Source organism: Acuticoccus mangrovi (assembly GCF_016411865.1).
Lineage (GTDB): Bacteria > Pseudomonadota > Alphaproteobacteria > Rhizobiales > Amorphaceae > Acuticoccus > Acuticoccus mangrovi.
Map to the genome: position 1 here is coordinate 208,542 of NZ_JAEKJA010000010.1, position 21,750 is coordinate 230,291.

The window sequence follows — 21,750 nt, forward strand, 5'->3', positions numbered from 1 at the left end:
CGGGCTTACTGCAGGAAGCAGGGGTTGCAGATGGCGGAGACGCCGGCCTGCATCGCCTTCGCGCCCTCTTCGGGCGTCATCTGGCCGAGGCCGACCTGCTGGGCGTTGCGGTTGAAGACGTCGAGGATCTCGAGCATGCGCGGGGCCTTCGGCGCCGCCGTCACGCCCTCCAGGGATCCCTTCATCGCCTCATAGAGGGGGGCGAGACGGTTGTCCGGCGTGATGAGCTGATCCCAGGAGGAGTCGCGGATCGGCACGCCGATGCCGCCCGACAGGAACGTCTTCTGGGTCATCTTGTCGATGGCCCACTGGAAGAACAGGAAGGTGGCTTCCGGGTTCTTGCTGGCGGAGCTGATCACGTAGGCGGAGGGCTCGCCGGCCGAGGAGTAGGTGCCGTCGCCGGTGCCCGGAGGGGCGGCGTAGAGGAAGGAGCCGGAGAGCGCCGAGGCGCCGGGCTGGTCGATGCCGAGCACGAAGTCGCTCCACGCGATGGTCTGCGCGGCGATGCCGTTGCCCATCACGGTCGGCACGTCGATCAGCGAGTATTCGGCCTGGCCCGGAGGGGCGAACTTCCACAGCGCCGACCACTGCTTGAGGCCTTCGATCACCTCCGGCGTATCGAAGGTGGGCACGCCCGCCTCGTCGAAGATGTTGCCGCCGAGGTTGCGGATGAACACGTACCAGAGCGGCGCATAGGTGGTGCCGCCGTTGATGCCCTCGAGCACGATGCCGTAGAAGTCGTCCGCCAGCGTCTCGCCAGCGAGCGTCTCGCCGGCCGAGCGGGTGAAGAACTCGGAGATGTCGTAGAGTTCCGACAGCGTCGTCGCCGGGGCGAGGGGGTAGCCGTACTTCTCCTCGAACGCGGCCTTCTCGGCGTCGTTGCCGAGCAGATCCTGCCGCGCCCAGTAGACCATGTTGTAGTTCCACAGGAGGAAGCCGTAGAGCTTGCCGTCGAACTTCGACAGCGACTCGAAGGCCGGGCTGATCAGGTCGTCCAGGTCGAGATCGGGATTCATCAGCGCCGCGTCGGCCATCATGTCGTCGATCGGCTCGATCACGCCGGCGTCGAGGAGCAGACCGTACTGCACGCCGTGCGCCATCACGGCGTCATACTCGCCACGGCCCGACAGCATGTCGGCCTGGCCGCGGTTGATCACCTCGAAGTGGTTGAGGAGCTGGTAGTTCACCTTGATGCCCGTCTCTTCGGTGAACTGGGGGATGATCGTGGCGAAGATCTCCTGCAGCGGCGTCACCTCGTCGAGGATCGAGATGGTGGTGCCCTTGTAGGGCTCGGCGGCCTCCTTGTAGGACCACGCGGCGGCCGGCGTGACGGCGGCGCCATAGAGGGCGGCGCCAACGGCGAGCGCCGAAGCCGAAGCTCGGACGTCCCGCAACGGACTGGAAATGACGGTCTTCATGTGTCGCTCTCTCTCTTGAGGGTCGTTGTCGCGCGCGCCGCCCGGAGCCGGCACACGGGTTGCGGGGAGGCGGTCAGAGCGACCGCCGGGTGGTGCCGTCGAAGACGACGAGCGAGGTCGGGTCGAGGGTCACCGCGATCGGCTGGTTCGCGGCGAAGCGCTCGGTGCGATGGGTCTTGATGCGCACCAGATCCTCGCCGAGCTTGGCCGTCACGATGGCGTACTTGCCGAAGGGCTCCCAGGCGTAGACGCTCATCTGAAGGGTGCCCGGCCCGCCGCCGTCGCGAATGTCCATGGCATTCGGGCGCACGCCGAGATAGAGGCCGTGCCCCATCACCGGCTCGATGCGCTTGGCGATCGGCTGGGGCAGCGCCAGCGACACGCCCTCCCGCTCGAAGAAGAGCGCTCCCTCGCGCGCGGCGACGGCGCCCGGCAGCAGGTTCATGGCCGGGTCGCCCACGAGGCGGGCGACGGAGGTGGTGGCGGGGGAGAAGTAGATCTCCTCGGGCGTGCCGAGCTGCTCGATCCGCCCGTCGATGAGGACGGCGACGCGGTCGCCGATCGACAGGGCCTCCATGGCGTCGGGCGTCGACCACAGGGTGGGGGCGTCGACCTTGGTCTGGCGGCGGCGGATGTGGCCGCGCAGCTCGTTGCGCAGCTTGGCGTCGAGGTGGGAGATCGGCTCGTCGAGGAGGTAGCAGGCGGCGTCCTGCGCCAGCGCGCGGCAGAGGGCAACGCGCTGTTTCTGGCCGCCCGACAGCGCGCCGGGCAGGCGGTGCCGCAGATGCTCGATCTGGGTGAGACGGGTGAGCTCGACCACCTTCGCCTCCACGTCCGCCCGCTTGTAGCGCCGGTTGCGGGCGGGCGAGGTGAGCGGAAAGGCGATGTTCTGCGCCACGTTGAGGTGCGGGTAGAGCGCGTAGGACTCGAACATGTGCGCCACGTGCCGCTTGGAGGCCGGCAGCGCGGTGAGCTGGGTGTCGCCGAGGAAGATCTCGCCCTCGTCCGGCATCTCGAGGCCGGAGACGAGGCGGCACGTGGTGGTCTTGCCGGCGCCGGACGGGCCGGTGATGGCGAGGATCTCGCCCGGCGTCACCGCGAGCGAGATGTCGTGCAGCACGCGGGTGCCGAGAAAGTCCTTGGCGATGGACTGGAGATGGAGGCCGCTCGTCATGCCGCCCTCGCGGTCAGGAGGTTGGTGCCGGTCTCGGCGTCGAACAGGCTGAGGCGGCGGTCGTCGAAGGCGAGGGCGACAGACGCGCCCTCGCGCAGCGCCGTCGGACCGGCGATGTCGGCCGACACGCGCGCGGTCGTCCCGTCCGCGGCGATGTCGACGAGGAGCACGTCGGTATCGCCACGGTGCTCGCGGAAGAACACCTCGCCACGCATCACCGCCTGATGCTCGAGGGGCGTCTCGGGGGCGAGGGCGATGTGCTCCGGCCGCAGCCCCATGATGACGTCGGTGGTGTTGGTCGCCGTGAGGGCGGCGCCCTTTTGCGCCGAAAGGGGAAGGGTGAAACCGGTGCCTTCGAGGAACAGCACGTCGCTCTTGCGGGCGAGGCGGGCCGGCAGGAGGTTCATCGGCGGCTCGCCGATGAAGGTGGCGACGAAGGTGTTCGCCGGCGTCTCGTAGAGCTCCTGCGGCGAGCCCACCTGCTGGAGCACCCCGTGGTCCATCACCGCGATGGCGTCGGACATCGCGATCGCCTCGGTCTGGTCGTGGGTCACGAGGATCGAGGTGAGGCCCTGGGTCTGCTGCAGCCGCTTGATCTCGGTGCGCAGCTGCACCTTCTGATCAGCGTCGAGATGGCTCAGCGGCTCGTCGAACAGGATCACGTCCGGGTCGCGCACCAGGGCGCGGCCGATGGCGACGCGCTGCTGGGCGCCGCCGGAGAGCTTGCGCACCTTCTCGTCGCGGATGTCGCCGAGGCGCAGGAGGTCGAGCATTCCCTCCACCCGCTCCTCGATCACCCTCTTCGGCAGATGACGCAGGCGCAGCGGAAAGGCGATGTTCTCGAAAACGGAGAGGTGGGCGTAGAGGGCATAGTCCTCGAACACCATGGCGATGTTGCGCGCCCCCGGCGGCAGCGCCGAGACGGGGCGATCGCCGAACCAGATCTCGCCCGTCGTCACCTCTTCGATGCCGGCGATCATCTTGAGCGTGGTGCTCTTGCCGCAGCCCGACGGGCCGAGCAGCGCCAGCATCTGGCCGGTCGGGCACTTGAGGTCGAGCTCGCGCACCGCGACGACCTCGCCGCCATAGGTCTTCGATACCCCGTTGAGAAAGATGCTCATCGCTCGCCTTCGGTCCGCTGCCCAGGCGAGGCGAGCATGGTTCTATGTGATGGTGGTACCATAGTCCGACCTATTCGGGGTGTATCGGGAAGCTCGCAGGGCTCCGGAGCTCCGCGGCCGGTCTCGGCCTGAGTGACAGGGAATGGCGACGTCTCGCCGTTTGCCGAGCGCAAATGCAAGTCCGTTGCCAACGGTCGAGGGGACAGCGGAGGGCGTGGTCGAATGCGATGGGGGCGGGCGCAACGGCGCGGCGCACGGGATCTGCGGCGACATGGGTGTGACGAGACGCCCCACCATCGCCGGACGGGGGACGGGCAGCCGGTCTGACGACGGCGGCGTCGAGCGTGCCGCGCGATTGCGCAGATGGTGCTCGTTAACTGGTGATTGTATCGGTGGCGGGCGCGCAGCGGCCCGCGGGCACGCCACCTTAGGCGGCGGCCCGGAGCTCGGTCAACCCGGTCGCGGGGCCGGGGAGAGCGGGGGCAAGGTCCACCACGCGGATCTGGGGCCTTGCCTCGATGAGCGATCGCGTCGCCTCGGTCTCGCGGGCGAGGATGATCATGTCGACGTCGCAGAGCGCGTCCGCGGCGGTCGGCCGGATGATCTCGTCGAGCACGAAGGCGAGGGCGCGCAGGTCGCGGCTCGAGTGCTTCATCACCGCGATTTCCCGCGCGAGGGCACGCGTGTCGGTCACCGCGGGGTCGTGCGCTGCAACGAGAATGCCGGCACCGCGCAGTTCGGCGATGATGTCGAGAACCGCCGCCATCCTGAGGTCGTCGAGCCGATTGGCGAAGTCGAGCCCGAGCACCGCGACCTTGCGCGGGCGGGCGGCCTTCACTTCCGCGATCACGTCGAGAAGCCGCACCTCGCTGAGCGGAACGAGCGTGTCGTAGAGGTCGCAGCCGTTGGCGCAGTCCTCGTGCGAGGGGGCGAGATGGGGCGGCGGCGACACGCTCGGGCTGAGATAGGCGGCGAGGACGGCCGTCAGGGGGCGCGCCGGCGGCCCTTCCGCCGGCGTTGTCGACGAGTGCGCGGCCGGGACCTTGGTGAACCACTCGGCGGTCGCCTCGCGCATCGATTCGGCCGCGTCGAGGCTCGTGATCATCGGCGTCGTATCGATGGCGGAGAAGAGCCGGCGCATGATCTGCTCGCTGCGCGGGTCGCTCACGCCGATGACGGTCTCGAACGGGCGCAGCATGCTCTCCACCGCCTTGCCGCAGACCATGAAGTCCGGCATCACGCAGATCCCGAAGTCCACCCCGGCGCGCTTGCCGGAGGCTCGCTCGATTGCGGGAACGATGATCGCTTCCGTGGTGCCTCGCGGCACGGCGCTGCGCAGGGCGATCACGTGGAAGCCGGCGGTCTCGCGCAGGCCGATGCCGATCTCGCGGGCGACGGCGCGGATCGGCCCGCCGTCGTAGCCCCCGTCGTCGCGCAGCGGAGTGCCGATGGCGATGATCGTGACGTCGGTGTCGGCCACCGCGTCGGCGATGACGGTGGTGGTGTCGATCCGGCCGGCGGCGATGCCCTCGCCGAGGAGCGCGTCGAGGGAGGGCTCGTAGAAGCTGGCATGGCCGTGGGTGAAGCTGGCGATCTTGGCGACGTTGCAGTCGACGGCCATCACCCGATGGCCGAGGCTCGCGAGGCAGGCGGCGGACACCGCGCCGACGCGCCCGAGGCCGATCACCGCAATCGCGGGAAGATCTGCGAAGAGTTCGGCCGCGATATAGGTATGAGGCGTTGTAACGATGTTCATATCTATCCTCCATGTCAGGAAGCTGACGAGAGGAGGGTACGAGACCTGTCGCTTTAATTCATGCTTCAGGAAGAACAGTCCGCCGCATCATTGGAACATCATCTGTATCCTTCCGGATAGGTCGCGCCTGCGCCGAGCGGCGCTGGCTTATATATGTCGGTGCGCACGTCGGGTATAGCCGGTCAGGATGTATGATGATGTGTAAGGTGCAGCGCAGTAGGTAGAAATATAATCTTCCTCGACTCTGATTTGGAATGAATAAAAAGAAAGCACAAGGATAGCAAAGGAATTTCCGCATAGATTTATTTGATTTTTGGCTAAATATAGCATAAGAATTGTCAATTTACCTCTAGGGAAAGGTATATTTTAGAGGTAAATGTAAGAATATATTAATAATACAAATATACTATTTCATCGCATATCCAAAATATTTAAAATCGATTTGATATTTATCATTTATAAATTCTATGTCTTCTCGAGAAAGAGATTTGAAATTTAGATTATTACGTGACTTGTTTATATGAGGCAGTGGGGCGTTTATATTAAATATTTTTTTTGAAAGAGAATTCCATTCCGATTTAAGATCTTCGTATTTGATTAATTTATCAACAATAATTTTTTCTTTAAATTTATCCATAAGAAAATAGTGTTGAGGGCAGATATGTCGCCAATAGTCACTATACATGTCATCTTTAATATTAGATATATATTCAGAAATACTTGTGCAATTGTGGTTTTTTCTGAAATTAAATTCAGAAATAGCTCTATCATACGGATTTCTAACTATAGAAAATTTAAAGAATTGACTAAATTCATAAAATGAAACATAAGAAAAAAAATAATATTCCCAAGCGAACATGTGAGCAAGGCGTTCTGGGCCGAAATTCCTATCTGGGTTGTATCGAAGTAGTAATGGGGCGCGATTCTGCCAATTTAAACCGAGAGAATTCAAAAATGCTACTTCAATACTTTGTCCTGCTGTCTTTGGGATGTGAACAAAGATAGTTTGATGAAAGCGTGACAGCATCTGATGATTCTATCTCCATTCAAGAACTTGCGCTTAGTTTCTGAATGAAAATCCCTTATCGGAGCAAGTTAAAACTACCTCTTGAACTTGCTATCCACAATTTCAGGAGCGGTTCTGATTCTACGACGATGCTTCGCGCTGGGCGTGCATACCGGATGTCCCTTTCGTCTACCATCGCGTATGCGCTTGTTTGAACCAGTTCGCCGCCAGGCAGCCGTTCGTTCAAGGCGCCGATCCCCGCTCCCGGATGCGCAGCGAGAGGGCGATGGCGAGGCCGAGGGCGGCGGCGAGGCTGCCGACCAGGAAAACGCTGCCGTAGCCCGCGCGGTCGGCGAGAAGGCCGGCCAGCGGGCCGGTCAGGCCGTAGGCGAGGTCCTGGAAGGCGGCGAAGCCGCCGAGCGCGGTGCCGCGCAGATGCGGGTCGACGAGACGGATGACTTCGCGCCCCATCGCCGGAAAGATCATCGAGCACCCGAGCCCCGTCATGAAGGCGCCGAGGAGGGCGAGGGCGGGGTTGTCGGCGCTCCAGATCAGGATTTGACCGATCGTTTCGACCGCGAGGGAGCCGATCGCCACCCGAAGGCCGCCGATGCGGTCCGGCAGGTGACCGAAGAGCACGCGCACCAGAACGAAGCCGCCGCCGAACGCGGTGAGGCCGAACCCCGCATAGCTCCACTCCCGGTGATGGAAATAGAGGACGAAGAAGGCGCCGATCGCGGCGAACCCGATGCCTTGCAGGCAGACGATCAACCCGTGTGCCTTGATGCGGTTGATCACCGTCAGGAAGGACGGGCGCGCCGCATGCGGGTGCGGCGGCACGCCGACGATCCGCAACGCGACGACGAGCCCCACCAGCGGCAGGAGGCCGCTGACCGCCATCGCGCCGACGAAGCCGAGCGCGTCGTAGAGCGCCAGGCCGAGCGGGCCGCCGACGGCGAGGGCGCCATACATCGCGGCACCGGCGAGCGCCAGGACCTTGCCGGCGCGCGCCGGGCCGACGACGCCGACCCCCCAGGCGATCACGCCGACGCCGACGAGGCTCTCGCCGAGGCCGAGGAGGAGCCGGCCGGCGAGGAGAACGAGAAAGGCCGTCGTCGGCGCGCCGACGGGCACGGCGGCGGCGAGCGACACCAGCGCGCCGAGGATGTAGAAGGCCAGCCCGCGCGCCACGGCGATCTTGGCGCCCTGCCGATCCGACAGGCTGCCGGCATGGCCGCGGGTCACGATGGTGGCGAGAAAGGCGACGCCGACGGCGAGCCCGGCCCACACGTTGCTGAGCCCGAGTTGGGCGGCGACGTAGACCGGCACGATCGGCAGAGGGATCGCGACGCAGAGATAGGAGATGAACAGGACGGCGGTCAGCAGCAGAAGACGCGCGAACGCCGGATCACGGCTCGATGGAGAAGTCATACCAAAATCCGGGTTGTTCCCCGAACGGCGGCGCACAAAAAAACGCACTCCGACCGACGAGGATCGTTGAGTGCGTTGGTTGACGTTAGACGCTTACGGTCAGGTTGTGCTGACGCCGCACTCCTTAGAAAGTTCGGACATGGGAGTCAATCCGCAGACCGCCCCGTGCGATCGGGTGCTATGCGGCGACGGCTTCGAAGAGGTCTCGCAGGGCCTCGGCGTGGACGGCACCGGGCCCGTCCTCCTGCACGGCGATGCTGAGATAGCGCTCCAGCGGGGGCGCATCGAGGGCGGCGACATGGGCGGCGCTCGCGTAGCGGCGCGCGTCGGGCTCGGGCAGCACCGCGAAGCCGAGGCCGCGGTTCACGCAGCCCATCACCGCCTCCACCGAATCGAGCGTCACCGTCTCCCGGACGGGGCCGGCATGGTGGCGCAGATAGTTGTCGACGATCAGCCCGATGCCGGTCGAGGGCAGGAAGCGGATGAAGGCGAGCTCGGCGCAGCAGCGCACGAGATCGCGCTGGGGGGCGTCCTGCGGACAGGCGAGGGCGAACGCCTCGCGCCGGAGCCGATGGATGCGCACGCCGAGCGGCATGTCCGGGCTCTCGGTCACCACCGCCGCGTCGAGCTCGCCGCGGGCGACGCGGCGCAGGAGGTCGGTCGATAGGCCGCTCTCCACCTCAAAGCGCGCCGCCGGCTGCCGGAGGGCGGCCGCGCTCAGAAAGTCCGGTAGGAGGCGCACGCTCGCCGTCCCCACGAAACCGACCCGCAGGACGCCCTTCAGCGCGCCCGGCTCGTCGCCGAGGCCTCGCACGGCATCGACCTCGGCGAGGATGGTGCGCGCATGCACGGCCACCTGGCGGGCCGCCGGCGTCATCTGTGGCGGACGATGCCGCCGATCGAACAGGGCGAACTGCAGTTCGTCCTCGAGCGTCTTCATCTGCACGCTGAGGGTGGAGAGCGTCATGCCCAACCGCTCCGCCGCGGCGGCGAAGGAGCCGATGCGATCGATTTCGACGAGGGTCCGAAGCGCGCGCAAATTCATGATTTCTGAAGATAAGAAGAATTTTTCTTCAATTGACCAGCGATGCGCGCGACGGAAGGATCACGAAACCGTTATCGGGAGGCCGTGATGACATCAGACCCCTCGCCGCGCGAGGTCGCCCGGCAGCTCGCCGCCACCTGTTTCGCCGCCCGCGCCGCGATGTGGGACCGCACGCGCGACTATTGCTGGCAGAACGTCGCCGAGCTCGCCGAGGCCGGGCTGATGGGCATGACGATCCCGACGGCGTACGGCGGGCGGGGTGCCAGCTTTCTCGAAGTCTGCGGGGTGATCGAGGAGGTCGCCAAGGCCTGCACGCTGACCGCGCGCGTGGTGGTGGAAGCCAACATGGGGGCGATCAGCGCCATCATGGCCTACGGCTCGGCGGCGCAGAAGGAGCGCGTCGCTCCGCTCGTTCTCGCGGGCGACAAGCCGGCGATCTGCATCACCGAGCCGACCGCCGGCAGCGCCGCCGGGGAGATGGTGACGACGGCGCGACGGGTCGCCGGCGGCTATCGCCTCGCCGGCCACAAGCACTGGATCACCGGCGGTGGGGTCTCGCGGGTGCATCTGGTGTTCGCCCGCGTCCACGATGCGCGGGGGCGCGAGGAGGGGATCGGCGGCTTCATCCTCATCGCCGACCCGCGGAAGGGGGAGTGGCCGGCGGGCTTCACCGTCGTGCGGCGCGAGCGCACCATGGGGCTCTGCGGTATGCCCGAGGCCGAGCTGCGCTTCGACGACGTGTTCGTCCCCGACGAGATGGTGCTGTGCCCGCCGTCGGGCTTTGCCCGCGGGTTCGCCGATCTGATGAGCGCCTACAACAGCCAGCGCGTCGGCGCCGGGACCATCGCCATGGGGGTCGCGGCGGGGGCGCTCGACCACGCCCGGCGCTATCTCCTGGAGCGCCACCAGTTCGGCCGTCCGCTCGCCGAGTTCCAGGGCCTCCAGTGGATGCTCGCCGACATGGACACCGGGGTTCACGCCTCCCGTCTGATGCTGGAGGCGGCGGCCGCGTCGGCGGCGACGTCGGGCACCGGCTTTCCCGACAAGACGATGGCCGCGCGGGCGAAGCTGTTCGCCTCGGAGACGGCGATCCGGGTCGTCAACGACGCGCTGCAGATGTTCGGCGCCCGCGGCTACGGCGACGCGGAGCCCTTGGAGCGCATGGCGCGCGATGTCAGGATGTTCACCATCGGCGGCGGCACGGCGCAGGTGCTGCGCACCCAGATCGCGGGTGCCGTGCTCGGCATGAAGACGCCGCAGACGCGCGACGGCTACGCGCGCCTTGCCCGCGCCGAGGCCGCGCAGGCCGCCGCCGAGTGAGGCGGCACGCGCGACTGCGGCGCGTGCCATAAGAAACGAGGAGCTCCCGCCGTGAGTGCAGCCGCCCACCCCATCAGCCGCTTTCCGGTGCCCGACCTTGCGGACATGTCGGACGACATCCGCGAGCGCATTCTGGCGGTGGAGGAGAAAGCGGGCTTCATCCCCAACGTCTTCCTGGTGCTGGCGCACCGGCCGGACGAGTTCCGCGCCTTCTTCGCCTACCACGACGCCCTCATGGAAAAGCCCGGCAACCTCACCAAGGCCGAGCGGGAGATGATCGTGGTGGCGACGAGCGGGCTCAACCAGTGCCAATATTGCGTGGTGGCGCATGGCGCCATCCTGCGCATCCGCGCCAAGGACGGGTTGGTCGCCGACCAGGTGGCGACGAACTACCGCAAGGCCGACATCACCGACCGGCAGAAGGCGATGCTCGACTTCGCCGTCAAGGTATCGGCCGAGGCCTACGGGGTGGGCGATGCGGATTTCGAGCGGCTGAAGGCGCACGGCTTCAGCGAGGACGACGCTTGGGACATCGCCGCCATTGCCGCCTTCTTCGGCCTCTCCAACCGCATGGCCAACGTCACCAACATGCGCCCCAATGCCGAATTCTACACCATGGGGCGGGACATCGGCTGAGGCCTCGACAAATCGACGGGAACTGTCGGGGCGATGCTAACCATTCCCGCGAAGGCCGATTTAAGGAGGGGGGCGTACCCCCTTCCTCATGTGCACACGTTGGCTGACCCTCCCGGGGATCGTTGCGGGCCTGCTCCTGTTGGCGGGCTGCGGCTCCACGCCGCCGACGAGCATCAACGACGTGTGCTCCGTCTTCTCCCAACGTAGCGGCATGTTCGACAACTGGTATGCCGATGCGAAGAAGGCCGAGCGAAAATACGGCATTCCCGTGCACATATTGATGGCGACGATGCGCGTGGAGTCCGGCTTCCAGGGCAACGCTCGCCCGCCGCGGCGCAAGGTGATGGGCTTCATTCCCGGCAAGCGCCAGTCGACCGCCTACGGCTACTCGCAGGCGCTCAATGGCACCTGGGCGCAGTATCGCAAGGAAACCGGTCAGTCGATGGCGCGGCGGGGCGACTTCGGCTCCTCCGTCGACTTCGTCGGCTGGTACTATGCGAAGACCATCAACCTCTACGGCGTTCCCCGCGACGACGCCTATTCGCTCTATCTCAGCTACCGCACCGGCTGGAGCGGCTATGGGCGGGGGAGCTGGCAGGACGACGCCGGCATCCGCCGCACGGCGGCGCGGACGGCGAACTTCGCCCAGTCCTACCAGGCCCAGCTCGCCGATTGCCGCCTCTGATCTGCGGCCCCCGCGCCTTGGCGGGCGAGGTGCGTGCGGCCGGCCACTGGCACGGCTCTTGCCGTAAGTCTCCGTAGAAACAACGGGGAGGGCGGCCGATGGTGGAAGAGAGCGAGCCGACGAGGCTGCGCCTCGTCGAGGAGTGGTGCGCCGATCCCTACGGCAAGAAGGGGCCGGAGCTGCAGGCGCTCCTCGATACGCTCCGCCTCGTGAGCGTGGAGGGCGGCAAGCCGCTGCTCGTCGAGACCGAGCGGGGAGCGACGTGGCACCTCGCCGTGCTCGAGGGCGAGCCGCCGCGCCCGCGTCTTCTCGCCGATCCGCCCTTCCATAGCCAGCTCGCGGCCGAGTGGGTGATCTTCCGCCGCCGCTGGGCCTCGCTCTACGGCACCTCGCTCGATGGGCTCTCGGGTCCGGAGGCGACCCATGAGTAGCCCGATCCGCCCGGACACGGAGTTGATGGCCTACGCCGGGGAGACGAGCGTCGTCGCCGGCGGCAGAGTGCCGCTCAAGGTGAGCTGCCGGGGTGCCGAAGAGTGGCGGCTCGACGTCGTCCGCCTCCATGCCCCGACCACCGCGCCCGCGCCGCCGGGGTTCCGCGAGAGCCCGGTCGCCTCGTCCGCCGCGGGCGACTACCCGGCGCGCTGGCAGCCGATCGACATCGGCTCCTGCGCCGTCCTGCCGGCCCCGGTGCGCGGCCTCGAGGCCTTCAGCGTGAGCGCCTTCGTCTGGCCGACGCGGCTTGCGGCGGGGCGACAGGCGATCCTCTCCGCCTGGCGGGACGACAGAGAGGCGGGCTGGTCGCTGGAGATCGACGAGGGCCGGCCGACGCTGCGCATCGGCAACGGCGGCGAGAGCGTCGCCCTCACGGCCGACGGGGTGCTCGCCGAGCGCACCTGGTATTTCCTCGCCGCCACCTTCGACGGCGCGACGGGGGCGATGGCGCTCTACGTGCGTCGCCTCGAGGGTCACCGCGTGCAGCCGGGGCCGGGGCGGGCGGACGCCACCGCCACGGCGACGGTGCGGCCGACGCCCGCCGCCGACGAGATGCTCGTCGCCGCCTGGCGCGGCGAGGGCGACCGCCGCGGCGGTTTCTTCGACGGCAAGATCGAACGACCGCGCCTCGCCGGCCGCGCGCTCGACGCCGAAGGACTGACGGCGCTCGCCGCGCCCCGCGTTCCGGCGGGTCTCGCCGACGCGCTGATCGGCGCCTGGGACTTCAGCGCCGAGATCCCCACCGATCGCGTGGTGGATCTCGGCCCCAATCGGCTGGACGGGTTCGTATATAATCTGCCGATGCGCGCCGCGACCGGGGTCGACTGGGACGGCAGCGTGTGGGACTGGCGCCTCGACCCCGCCCACTACGGCGCCATCCACTTTCACTCCGACGACATCTACGACGCCGGCTGGCAGACCGACGTCACGATCCCCGTTCCCGCCGACTGGCCGAGCGGCGTCTATGCCGCGCGCCTCACGGCGGGGGACGCGGAGTGGTACGTGCCCTTCGTCGTGCGTCCCGCGCCGGGTGCGGCGGCCGACACCGTGTTCCTGCTGCCGACGGCCACCTACATGGCCTACGCGAACATCCGCGTGCGCATCGTCTCGCCCTATACGGACCGGCTGATCGGGCGCCTCACGGTGGTCGATCCCACCGATCTGATGATGTTCGACCAGCCCCTCGGCCGCTCCACCTACGACACCCACGCCGACGGCAGCGCCGTGCACTATTCCTCGATGCGGCGGCCGGTCACCAACTTCCGCCCCACCGAGTCCGATCTCGGGATGGCCTACAACAACTTCGCCTGCGACCTCCTGGTGATCGACTGGCTGGAGCAGCACGGCCCGTTCGACGTGCTTACCGACGAGGATCTCGACGCCGACGGCCTCGCCGCCCTCGCCGGCGCGCGCGTGGTGGTGACCGGCGCCCACCCCGAGTACTACTCAAAGCCGATGCTCGACGCGCTCGCCGCCTTCACGCGGCGGGGCGGGCGGCTGATGTATCTCGGCGGCAACGGCTTCTACTGGCACGTCGTCTTCCGCCGCGACAAGCCGGGTGCGATCGAGCTGCGCCGGGCGCGCCAGAACATCGCCCGCTGGAACCCCGGGCCCGGCCAGGACCATCACAGCTTCAACGGGGCGCACGGCGGGCTGTGGCGCGACCTCGGGCGCGCGCCGCAGGCGATCAGCGGCGTCGGCTTCGTCTCCCAGGGCTTCGACCGGGGCGAGCCCTATCGGCGTCGCCCGGCCGCCGCCGACCCGCGCGCCGCGTTCATCTTCGAGGGCGTCGAGGGGGACGTCTTCGGCGACTTCGGCGTGATGCTGGGCGGTGCGGCCGGGGTGGAGATCGACGCCGTCGACCCGCGGCGGGGCACCCCGCCGCACGCGCTGGTGGTCGCCTCCTCGAGCGGTCACACCAACGTCTACGAGGAGTCCGAGGAGCTCTTTCCGAACGACCCGCTCGATCCCGAGGCGCCCGACCCCGTGCGGGCCGACATGGTGTTCTTCGAGGTGCCGGGGGGCGGGGCGGTGTTCTCCGTCGGGTCGATCGGCTACGCCGGCTCGCTGGCGCACGCGGGTTACGACAATCCCATCGCCCGCCTCACCGGCAACGTGCTCGCCCGCTTCCGCGACCCGACGCCCTTCAAGATGCCGCCGACGGACGCGGTCTGAGCCTCACTCCGGCCCGGCGCTCGCGACGGCGCCGGGGGCGGCCCCCATCGCCGGGGCGGCCGGGACGAAGCGCGTCGGCAGCGCATCGAGCTTCAGATGGCAGGCGATGGCGTGGCCCTTCGCCGGCGTGCGGCGGGGCGGGGGGAGCTCGTCGCACGTCCCCTCGATGCGCGAGGGGCAGCGGGCGAAGAAGGGACAGCCGTCGCCGTCGGGCGCGCCGGCCCCGGGCGCGGCGTCGCGCAGCAGCGCCGAGCGGTCCGGCATCGCCGATCCGTCGACACGCGGGGCCGAGGCGAGAAGCACCAGCGTGTAGGGATGGAAGGGCGGCGACAGCACCTGATCGGCGGTGCCGGTCTCGGCGAACGTGCCGCGATACATCACGGCGATGCGGTCCGAGAGCTGCGCCACCACGGCGAGATCGTGGGAGATGAAGAGGTAGGAGAGGCCGAGCTCGTCGCGCAAGTCGGCGAGGAGGTTCACCACCGCCGCCTGCACCGAGACGTCGAGCGCCGACACCGGCTCGTCGCACACGATGAATTTCGGCTCGGTGGCGAGGGCGCGGGCGATCGCCACCCGCTGCTTCTCGCCGCCGGAGAGCTGGTGCGGATAGCGCGTCGCATAGGCGCGCGGCAATCGCACCATCTCCAGGAGGTCGCCCACCCGCTTCGCCCGCTCGCGCGCGGGCACGATGCCGAAGAGGGCGAGCGGACGCCGCAGCGTCTCGCCCACGGTCTTGCGCGGGTTGAGCGAGGAATCGGCGTTCTGGAACACGATCTGCGCCTCCTTGCGGAAGGGGCGCAAGGCGCGCTGGGGGAGGCGCTCGATGGCGAGCCCGTCATACTCCACCGCCCCCTCGGTGGGGTCCTCGAGGCGCAGGAGGAGGCGGCCGAGCGTCGACTTGCCGGAGCCCGATTCGCCCACAAGGCCGACCACCTCGCCCGGGCGGATCACGAGGTCGATCCCCGCGACGGCCTTCACCACCGGCGGCGCGTTGACGATGCGCGGCGGCAGCCCGGGCTTGAGCTTGATGCCGGCGAAGAGGCCACCCATGCGGAAGCGCTTCTTGAGCCCGACGACGTTGACGAGGGCGTCGCCGAAGCCCTTGCGACTGAAGTCGTGGCCGAGGCGGGCGCGGCTCGGCCACGCTTCGCCGGCGATCTCGGCGTGACGGTGGCAGCGCGTCATCTGCCGCACGCCGGCCACGCGGATGGTCTGCGGCCGATCGCAGCCTTCGGCGGAGAAGGGACAGCGCGCTTCGAAGATGCAGCCGGGCGGCGGGGCGAGGAGGTCGGGCAGCTCGCCGGGGATGGTGGAGAGGCGCTTCACCCGATGCGGCGGCTGAAGGCGGGGCAGCGAGGCGAGCAGGCCGCGCGTATAGGGGTGGGAGGGGCGGTCGAAGAGGGCGTCGGTGTCGGCCCGCTCCATCAGGCGGCCGGCGTAGAGCACGTAGACCTCTTCGCACACCCGCCGCACCACGCCGAGATTGTGGCTGATGAAGAGATAGCTCAGCCCCTTCTCGGTCCGCAGCCGCTCCAGGAGGTCGATGATTTGCGCCTCGATGGTCACGTCGAGCGCGGTGGTGGGCTCGTCGAGGATGATCAGCTTGGGCTCGCAGGCGAGGGCGGCGGCGATCAGCGCGCGCTGCTTCATGCCGCCGCTGAGCTGGTGCGGATAGGCGCCGGCGATCTCGGCGGGCCTTGCAAAGCCCATCTCGTCGAGGCGCTCCAGGGTCATCGCACGCGCCTCGCTCGCGCCGACTCCGAGGTGCACCATCATCGGCTCGGCGATCTGGTCACCCACCTGGATCGCCGGGTTGAGCGAGGTGAAGGGGTCCTGGAACACCGAGCCGATACGGCGGCCGAGGAGGGCGCGCCGCGTCGCCCGGTCGTGGCTTGCAAGGTCGGTGCCCTCGAAGCGGATGCGGCCGCCGTCGATGGCGGCGCCGGGGGCGAGGAGGTCGAGGACCGCACCCGCGACGGTGCTCTTGCCCGAGCCGCTCTCGCCGACGAGGCCGACCGCCCGCCCCGGGCCGATCGCGAGGCTGAGGTCGTCGACGGCCGTCACCGGACCCGCCAGCGTGTCGTAGGTGACGGTGAGGTTCTCGATGGAAAGGAGAGCGTCGTCCATCAGCCCCTCCGTGCCGACATGCGGGGGTCGAGATATTCGCGCAGGCCGTCGCCGAAGAGGTTCACCGCCACCACTGTGACGCACATCGCGAGGCCTGGCGCGAGCACGATCCAGGGCGCCCGCTCGATGTAGCCGCGCGCCTGGGCGATCATCAGCCCCCAGTCGGCGGCCGGCGGCTGGATGCCGAAGCCGAGGAAGGAGAGCACCGCCGCCAAGAGGATGGCGAAGGTGACGCGCAACGAGCCCTCCACGATGATCGGCGGCCACGCGTTGGGCAGGATCTCGCGCAGGAGGATGTAGCTCGCCCCTTCGCCGCGGGCGCGGGCGGCGAGCACATATTCCTCGCCCGCAAGGTCGAGGCAGACGCTGCGCATTAGCCGGGCGATGGCGGGCACGAAGAGAAAGCCCACCGCCACCGACGTCTTCCACAGGCTCGGCTCGGTGAGGGTGATGATGAGAAGGACGAGCATGATCGGCGGAAATGCCATCATGATGTCGAGGATGCGCATCACCGCCTCGTCGACGGCGCCGCGCATGTAGCCGGAGAGGAGGCCGAGGGGCACCCCGATGACGAGGCTCACGAGCGTCGCGAGCACGCCCATGAAGAGCGAGAGGCGGGCGCCGTAGATCATGCGCGAGAAGACGTCGCGACCATATTCGTCCGTGCCCGCGAGGTAGGTGAGGGAGGGCGCATGGAAGCGGTCGCGGATGTGCATCTCGTCGAACGGGTAGGGGGCGATGAGCGGCGCGAAGATCGCCACGAGGATGATCGCGGCGAAGACGAGGCCGCCGGCGACGAGCGAGGACGGCAGCGGTCGGCGCCGCGCGCGCCGTCGCGGCGCGATCGGCGCGGCCTCCAGATCAACCGACGCTTCGGCCATAGCGGATCCTTGGGTTGAGGTAGGCGTACATCAGGTCCGCCGCGAGGTTCGCGAGCGCGTAGACCGCGGTGATGACGAGAATGACGGCGAGGACGACGGGAATGTCCTGGCGCTGGATCGCGAAGATCAGGAGCCGGCCGACGCCCGGATAGGCGAACACCGTCTCGATGACGACGATCGACCCGATCAGCCAGCCGAAATCCTGGGCGAGCACGGTGATCGACGGCAGGAGCCCGTTGCGCAGCGCGTGGTGGCGCAGCACGCGCCGCTCCGGCAGTCCCCGCGCCCGGGCGGCGCGCACGTAGTTCGACTGCAGCACCTCGAGCATGCTCGAGCGCGTCATGCGGCTGACGTGGGCGATCAGCGTCAGCGTCAAGGTGACGACGGGCAGCACGAGGTGGGCGAGGAAGGGGCCGATCCCGTCGGACAGGCTCGCGTAGCCCATCGTCGGGAGGAGATCGAACCAGCTCGCGAAGACGAGGATCAGCACGATGCCCCAGAAGAATTCCGGCACCGAGATCCCGAGATAGGTGAAGATCGCGATCGCCCCGTCGATCGGCCGGCCGCGGCGCACGGCGGCGACGACGCCGAGCACGATGCCGATCACGGCGACGAAGAACAGCGAGGCGGCGGCGAGGATGGTGGACTTCGCCATCGCGTCCCACAGGATCGGGGCGACGGGCCGCTCCATCACCATCGACTGCCCGAGGTCACCGGTGGCGAACGCCGACGCCCAACGCCAATATTGCACGAAGAAGTTGTCGTTGAGCCCCATCTTCGCCTCCATCGCGGCGAGCGAATCGGGCGTCGCGAACTGGCCGAGCATGATGGCGGCGGTGTTGCCCGGCAGGGCGTAGATCGCGGCGAACACCAACAGCGACATCGCCACCAGGATGAACACGACGAAGACGAGGCGTTGGGCGGCGTAGGCGATCATGGGGCGCTCCCGTTGGGCCGCAGGCCGGCGTCGCCGCCGCGGCTTCGAACCGCGGCGGCGATCGGCATCAGTTCTTCAGCGACACGCCGCGCAGGTCCGGCCACATCAGCGGCGAGGACTTGAAGCCCTCCACCCGCTCGTGCACCCCGTTGGCGTGGTTGAGCTGGTAGACGACCACCCCGGGCACGTCCTCCACGACGATCTCCTGAACGCGCTTGTAGAAGCCGGCGAGGGTCTCCTCGTCGGTGGTGATGCGGGCGTCGTCGAGGATCTTGTCCATCTCCGGGTTGGAGAAGTGCCACAGATTGTTGTTCCACGAGCCGGAGCTGTGCAGCCACGGATAGAGCATCGTGTCCATGGTGGTGCGGCCGTAGAAGTTGGTGGTGAAGAGCGGCACCTTGCCTTCATATTCGGAGAAGAAGCGGTCGCTCGGGATCGGCTGGATGTCGATGGTGATGCCCGCCTGGCGCGCCGCGTCGCGGAAGGACACCGCGAGGCGCTCCATCGCCGAGGACTCGGCCGGGACGTAGATCGTCTGCTCGAAGCCGTTCGGGAAGCCCGCTTCGGCAAGCAGCGCCTTCGCCTTCTCCACGTCGGCCGTGCCGATCGGGATGTCCTTGTCGAAGTAGGGCGACGTCGGCGGGATCGGCGAGTGGGTGGGGGTCGCCGCGCCGAACATCGCGATCTCGGCGAAGAGCGGCTTGTCGATCAGCGCGTAGACGGCCTGGCGCACCTTCTTGTCGGTGAAGGGCTCCTTCTCGTTGTGCATGATGATGCCGTGCCAGGAGCCGGTCGGGACGAAGTCCACGTGCGCGACGCTGCTCGAGGCGAGCTTCTCCTGCTCCTCCGGCGGAATGTCCCAGACGATGTCGACCTCGCCCGCCTCGAGCGCCGCCGTGGCGGTGGCGAACTCGGGGATGATGCGCATCGTCACCTTGTCGAGCTTCGGCTGGCCTTCGACGAAATAGTCGGGGTTCTTCTCCATCACGAGGCGGTCGCCGGGCAGGTACTCCACGAACTTGAAGGCGCCGGTGCCGATCGGATGGGTCGTCAGCGTGTCGATATGGTCGTACGGCACGATGCGGGCCTGGTAGCCGCCGAAGAGGGCCGGGAAGGTGGAGTAGGGCAGCTTCAGATTGAACACGACGGTGTGCTCGTCGGGCGCCGACATGTCCTCGATCAGCTCGAAGTTCACCCGCATGCGCGAGCCCACCTCGGGGTCGAGCATGCGCTTCATGGTGGCGAGCACGTCCTCGGCCACGAACGGGCGGCCGTCATGCCAGGTCACGTCGTCGCGCAGCTTGAAGGTCCAGGTCTTCAGATCGTCGGACGCGGACCAGCTCTCGGCGAGGTCGGGCACCACGTTGAGCTGGTCGTCGTAGCCGGTCAGCCCGTTGAACACGAGCAGCGAGTACGCGTACTCGACGCCGGTCTTCATCTTCGCCGGGTCGAGAGTATCGGGCGTGACGGTGTAGGAGATCGTCAGATCATCCGCCGCCGAGGCGGCCGACGCGGCGAGAGCGCCGGCAAAGGCCACCGTCGACGCCAAAAATAGAGCGCGTACTGTGCGCGGAACACTTATGCGATAGCGCATGAATTCCCTCCAGAGGTTGGAGCGTGTCGAATTAGACCGGCCGACGCGCTTGCCTTCAGCGCACAGCAACTCATGTGCCACATGCCCGTAAAACCGGGGCTTTGGCATATTTTTTGTATACGATCGGGTGCGCGCTGGCGGCGATGCAGCGCCGGCGCTCCAGGAGGAGACGAGATGAGCCAATTGCAGAGCGAGCCGCTGACGGAGACCCTTGGCGCCGTGATTCACGGCCTGGATCTCGCGACACCGATGGAGCCGTCCACCTTCGCCGCCTTCCGCCGGATCCTGGCGGAACGCGGCATCGTCCTCGTCCGGAACCAGACGCTGACGCCCGGCCAGCAGGCCGACCTGATGCGCCGCTTCGGCACCGTGATGGTGGGCCCGCGCAAGACGTTCAACCACCCCGACGACGAAGGCGTCGCCCGCCTCGGCAACGCCAAGGACGCCAACGGTGAGCCCATCGCCTTCATGAACGAGGTGGGCATCGAGTGGCACTCGGACGCCACCGGCCGGCCCTTCCGCCAGGTGGTCACCTCGCTCTACGCCGTCGAAACGCCCAAGGTCGGCGGCGACACGCTCTACGCGAGCAGCGTCCACGCCGCGAAGACGCTGCCGCCGGCGCTCAGGGCCAAGGTGGAAGGGCGCCGCGCCGTCTACAACTACCGCGTCATCCACGCCAAGCTGACCAACGCCAGCAAGAACGGCGTCCACCTCACCGACGCCGAGAAGGCGCGCTACAAGGATTCCGCGCATCTCGTCCTGCGTCCGCATCCGCTGACCGGCGAGGAAGCCGTGTTCATCACCCCCGAGGAGATGGTCTACATCGAAGGCTATTCTCCGGAGGAGAGCTATCAGATCGCCCTCGACATCGTGCAGCACGTGACGCGGCCGGGCCTCGTCTACGCGCACCACTACGAGGTGGGCGACATCGTGCTGCACGACAATTCATCGGCGCTGCATTCGACCACCGAGTACAACTACCAGAACGAGGTGCGCCTCGTTCATCGCTGCATTGCCTACGAGATGGACGAGAGCCCCGCGGCCGTGCCCGCGCCCGTGATGGAGGCCCAGTGATGGCCATGGAATTCCAGCCGATCCTTCCCGCCTGCGGCGCCGAGGTCACGGGCGTCGATCTCGCCGCCGCCGACGCCGCGCTGATGGCCGAGATCCTCGACGCCTTCCACGCCTACGGTCTCCTGGTGTTCCGCGACCAGACCCTCGCGCCGGCCGACGAGGTGGCGTTCGCCCGTGCCTTTCCGCACGGTCCCGGGCGGCCGATCTACACCGAGCACACCTTCCCCGACTTTCCGGAGGTGCAGCTCCTCGGCAACGCGGAGAAGGAGGGCAAACCCATCGCCCTTCTGAACAAGCTCGGGATCGAGTGGCACACCGACGGCACCTCGCGCGAATTGCCCTGCGTCGCGACCCAGCTCTATTGCATCGAGGCGCCCGAAAAGGGTGGGGAGACGCTGTTTGCCAGCGGCTACACCGCCTACGAGCTGCTGTCGGACGCGATGAAGGCGCGCATCGACGGGATGAAGGTGCGCTACAACTACAAGAACATCGTCAACAAGGTGAACGCCGCGTCGGGCAACGCCATGCACGAGCGGGCGGTGAAGACGTGGGACGACGTGGTGCATCCGCTGGTGCGCACCCATCCGGCGACGGGGCGCAAGGCGCTCTGGGTGACGCCGGCCGAGATGGTCACCATCGACGGCATGGATCCGGAGGAGAGCGCCGAGTTCATCGAAGAGCTGATGGCGCCGGGGCTCGCCGACGAGTACGTCTACTCGCACGCCTACCGCCCCGGCGACATGGTGGTGTGGGACAACCGCTGCATGTTCCACTCCACCACGCCCTACACCTTCCACGGCCAGACGCGCCTCCTCCACCGCGTCGCCCTCAACGGCAACGAGGTGCCGGCCTGACCCGTCGGCGGGGCGGCCCGTCCT

The 21,750-nt window shown here is 67.6% G+C and carries 18 protein-coding genes; 7 read left to right on the forward strand and 11 right to left on the reverse strand.

Annotation, left to right across the window (positions count from 1 at the left end; genetic code table 11):
• Positions 1–5: 5 nt before the first annotated feature.
• The 7 genes from JCR33_RS13640 to JCR33_RS13670 all read right to left on the reverse strand — a co-directional run bounded on the left by JCR33_RS13640 (position 6) and on the right by JCR33_RS13670 (position 8,945).
• Positions 6–1,418, reverse strand: a complete 1,413-nt coding sequence (locus JCR33_RS13640) for an extracellular solute-binding protein (RefSeq protein ID WP_198882633.1) — start codon at positions 1,416–1,418, stop codon at positions 6–8.
• Positions 1,419–1,491: 73 nt separating this feature from the next.
• A complete protein-coding gene (locus JCR33_RS13645) occupies positions 1,492–2,592 on the reverse strand; it encodes an ABC transporter ATP-binding protein (RefSeq protein ID WP_198882634.1) in 1,101 nt (366 codons plus the stop codon).
• Positions 2,589–3,713 carry an ABC transporter ATP-binding protein gene (locus tag JCR33_RS13650; protein WP_198882635.1) on the reverse strand — a complete coding sequence of 375 codons (1,125 nt, stop codon included), beginning with the start codon at positions 3,711–3,713 and terminating at the stop codon, positions 2,589–2,591. Before JCR33_RS13650 ends, JCR33_RS13645 begins: the two co-directional genes overlap by 4 nt.
• 427 nt (positions 3,714–4,140) lie before the next feature.
• Positions 4,141–5,469, reverse strand: coding sequence for a UDP-glucose/GDP-mannose dehydrogenase family protein (locus JCR33_RS13655; protein WP_198882636.1), 1,329 nt, complete (start codon positions 5,467–5,469; stop codon positions 4,141–4,143).
• A 406-nt stretch (positions 5,470–5,875) separates the two neighbouring features.
• A complete protein-coding gene (locus tag JCR33_RS13660) occupies positions 5,876–6,496 on the reverse strand; it encodes a sulfotransferase family 2 domain-containing protein (RefSeq protein ID WP_198882637.1) in 621 nt (206 codons plus the stop codon).
• 222 nt (positions 6,497–6,718) lie between these two features.
• Positions 6,719–7,906: an MFS transporter gene (locus JCR33_RS13665; protein ID WP_198882638.1), complete on the reverse strand. Its 1,188-nt coding sequence runs from the start codon at positions 7,904–7,906 to the stop codon at positions 6,719–6,721.
• A 178-nt stretch (positions 7,907–8,084) separates the two neighbouring features.
• Positions 8,085–8,945 (reverse strand): LysR family transcriptional regulator, encoded by an 861-nt coding sequence (locus JCR33_RS13670; protein ID WP_198882639.1) that lies wholly within the window; start codon positions 8,943–8,945, stop codon positions 8,085–8,087.
• Between the two features lie 93 nt (positions 8,946–9,038).
• Between JCR33_RS13670 and acdA the strand changes: the two genes are divergently transcribed.
• The 5 genes from acdA (at position 9,039) to JCR33_RS13695 (ending at position 14,259) form a co-directional block, all read left to right on the forward strand.
• A complete protein-coding gene (gene acdA, locus JCR33_RS13675) occupies positions 9,039–10,271 on the forward strand; it encodes a 3-sulfinopropanoyl-CoA desulfinase (RefSeq protein ID WP_198882640.1) in 1,233 nt (410 codons plus the stop codon).
• A gap of 51 nt (positions 10,272–10,322) precedes the next feature.
• The gene (locus JCR33_RS13680) at positions 10,323–10,907 is read left to right on the forward strand and encodes a peroxidase-related enzyme (protein ID WP_198882641.1); all 585 of its coding nucleotides are present in this window, start codon (positions 10,323–10,325) and stop codon (positions 10,905–10,907) included.
• A gap of 88 nt (positions 10,908–10,995) precedes the next feature.
• Complete coding sequence (locus tag JCR33_RS13685) at positions 10,996–11,592, forward strand: transglycosylase SLT domain-containing protein (RefSeq protein WP_198882642.1); 597 nt, start codon at positions 10,996–10,998, stop codon at positions 11,590–11,592.
• A gap of 98 nt (positions 11,593–11,690) precedes the next feature.
• The gene (locus JCR33_RS13690; protein ID WP_198882643.1) at positions 11,691–12,023 is read left to right on the forward strand and encodes a hypothetical protein; all 333 of its coding nucleotides are present in this window, start codon (positions 11,691–11,693) and stop codon (positions 12,021–12,023) included.
• On the forward strand, positions 12,016–14,259 hold the full coding sequence (locus tag JCR33_RS13695; protein ID WP_198882644.1) for a LamG domain-containing protein: 2,244 nt from the start codon (positions 12,016–12,018) through the stop codon (positions 14,257–14,259). The genes JCR33_RS13690 and JCR33_RS13695 overlap by 8 nt, the downstream gene beginning before the upstream one ends.
• Before the next feature lie 3 nt (positions 14,260–14,262).
• Here JCR33_RS13695 and JCR33_RS13700 read toward each other — a convergent pair whose 3' ends face one another.
• From JCR33_RS13700 to JCR33_RS13715, 4 genes are all read right to left on the reverse strand, one after another.
• Complete coding sequence (locus tag JCR33_RS13700; protein WP_198882645.1) at positions 14,263–16,386, reverse strand: dipeptide ABC transporter ATP-binding protein; 2,124 nt, start codon at positions 16,384–16,386, stop codon at positions 14,263–14,265.
• Positions 16,386–17,267 carry an ABC transporter permease gene (locus JCR33_RS13705; RefSeq protein ID WP_198882646.1) on the reverse strand — a complete coding sequence of 294 codons (882 nt, stop codon included), beginning with the start codon at positions 17,265–17,267 and terminating at the stop codon, positions 16,386–16,388. Before JCR33_RS13705 ends, JCR33_RS13700 begins: the two co-directional genes overlap by 1 nt.
• The gene (locus JCR33_RS13710) at positions 17,248–18,204 is read right to left on the reverse strand and encodes an ABC transporter permease (protein WP_198882647.1); all 957 of its coding nucleotides are present in this window, start codon (positions 18,202–18,204) and stop codon (positions 17,248–17,250) included. The genes JCR33_RS13705 and JCR33_RS13710 overlap by 20 nt, the downstream gene beginning before the upstream one ends.
• 67 nt (positions 18,205–18,271) lie before the next feature.
• Positions 18,272–19,741 (reverse strand): ABC transporter substrate-binding protein, encoded by a 1,470-nt coding sequence (locus JCR33_RS13715; RefSeq protein WP_211110282.1) that lies wholly within the window; start codon positions 19,739–19,741, stop codon positions 18,272–18,274.
• Positions 19,742–19,972: 231 nt separating this feature from the next.
• Here JCR33_RS13715 and JCR33_RS13720 point away from each other — a divergent pair, with 231 nt between their 5' ends.
• Entirely contained in the window at positions 19,973–20,872 is a 900-nt protein-coding gene (locus JCR33_RS13720; protein ID WP_198882649.1) for a TauD/TfdA dioxygenase family protein, read from the forward strand.
• Positions 20,872–21,726 (forward strand): TauD/TfdA dioxygenase family protein, encoded by an 855-nt coding sequence (locus JCR33_RS13725; RefSeq protein WP_198882650.1) that lies wholly within the window; start codon positions 20,872–20,874, stop codon positions 21,724–21,726. The genes JCR33_RS13720 and JCR33_RS13725 overlap by 1 nt, the downstream gene beginning before the upstream one ends.
• Positions 21,727–21,750 lie beyond the last annotated feature (24 nt).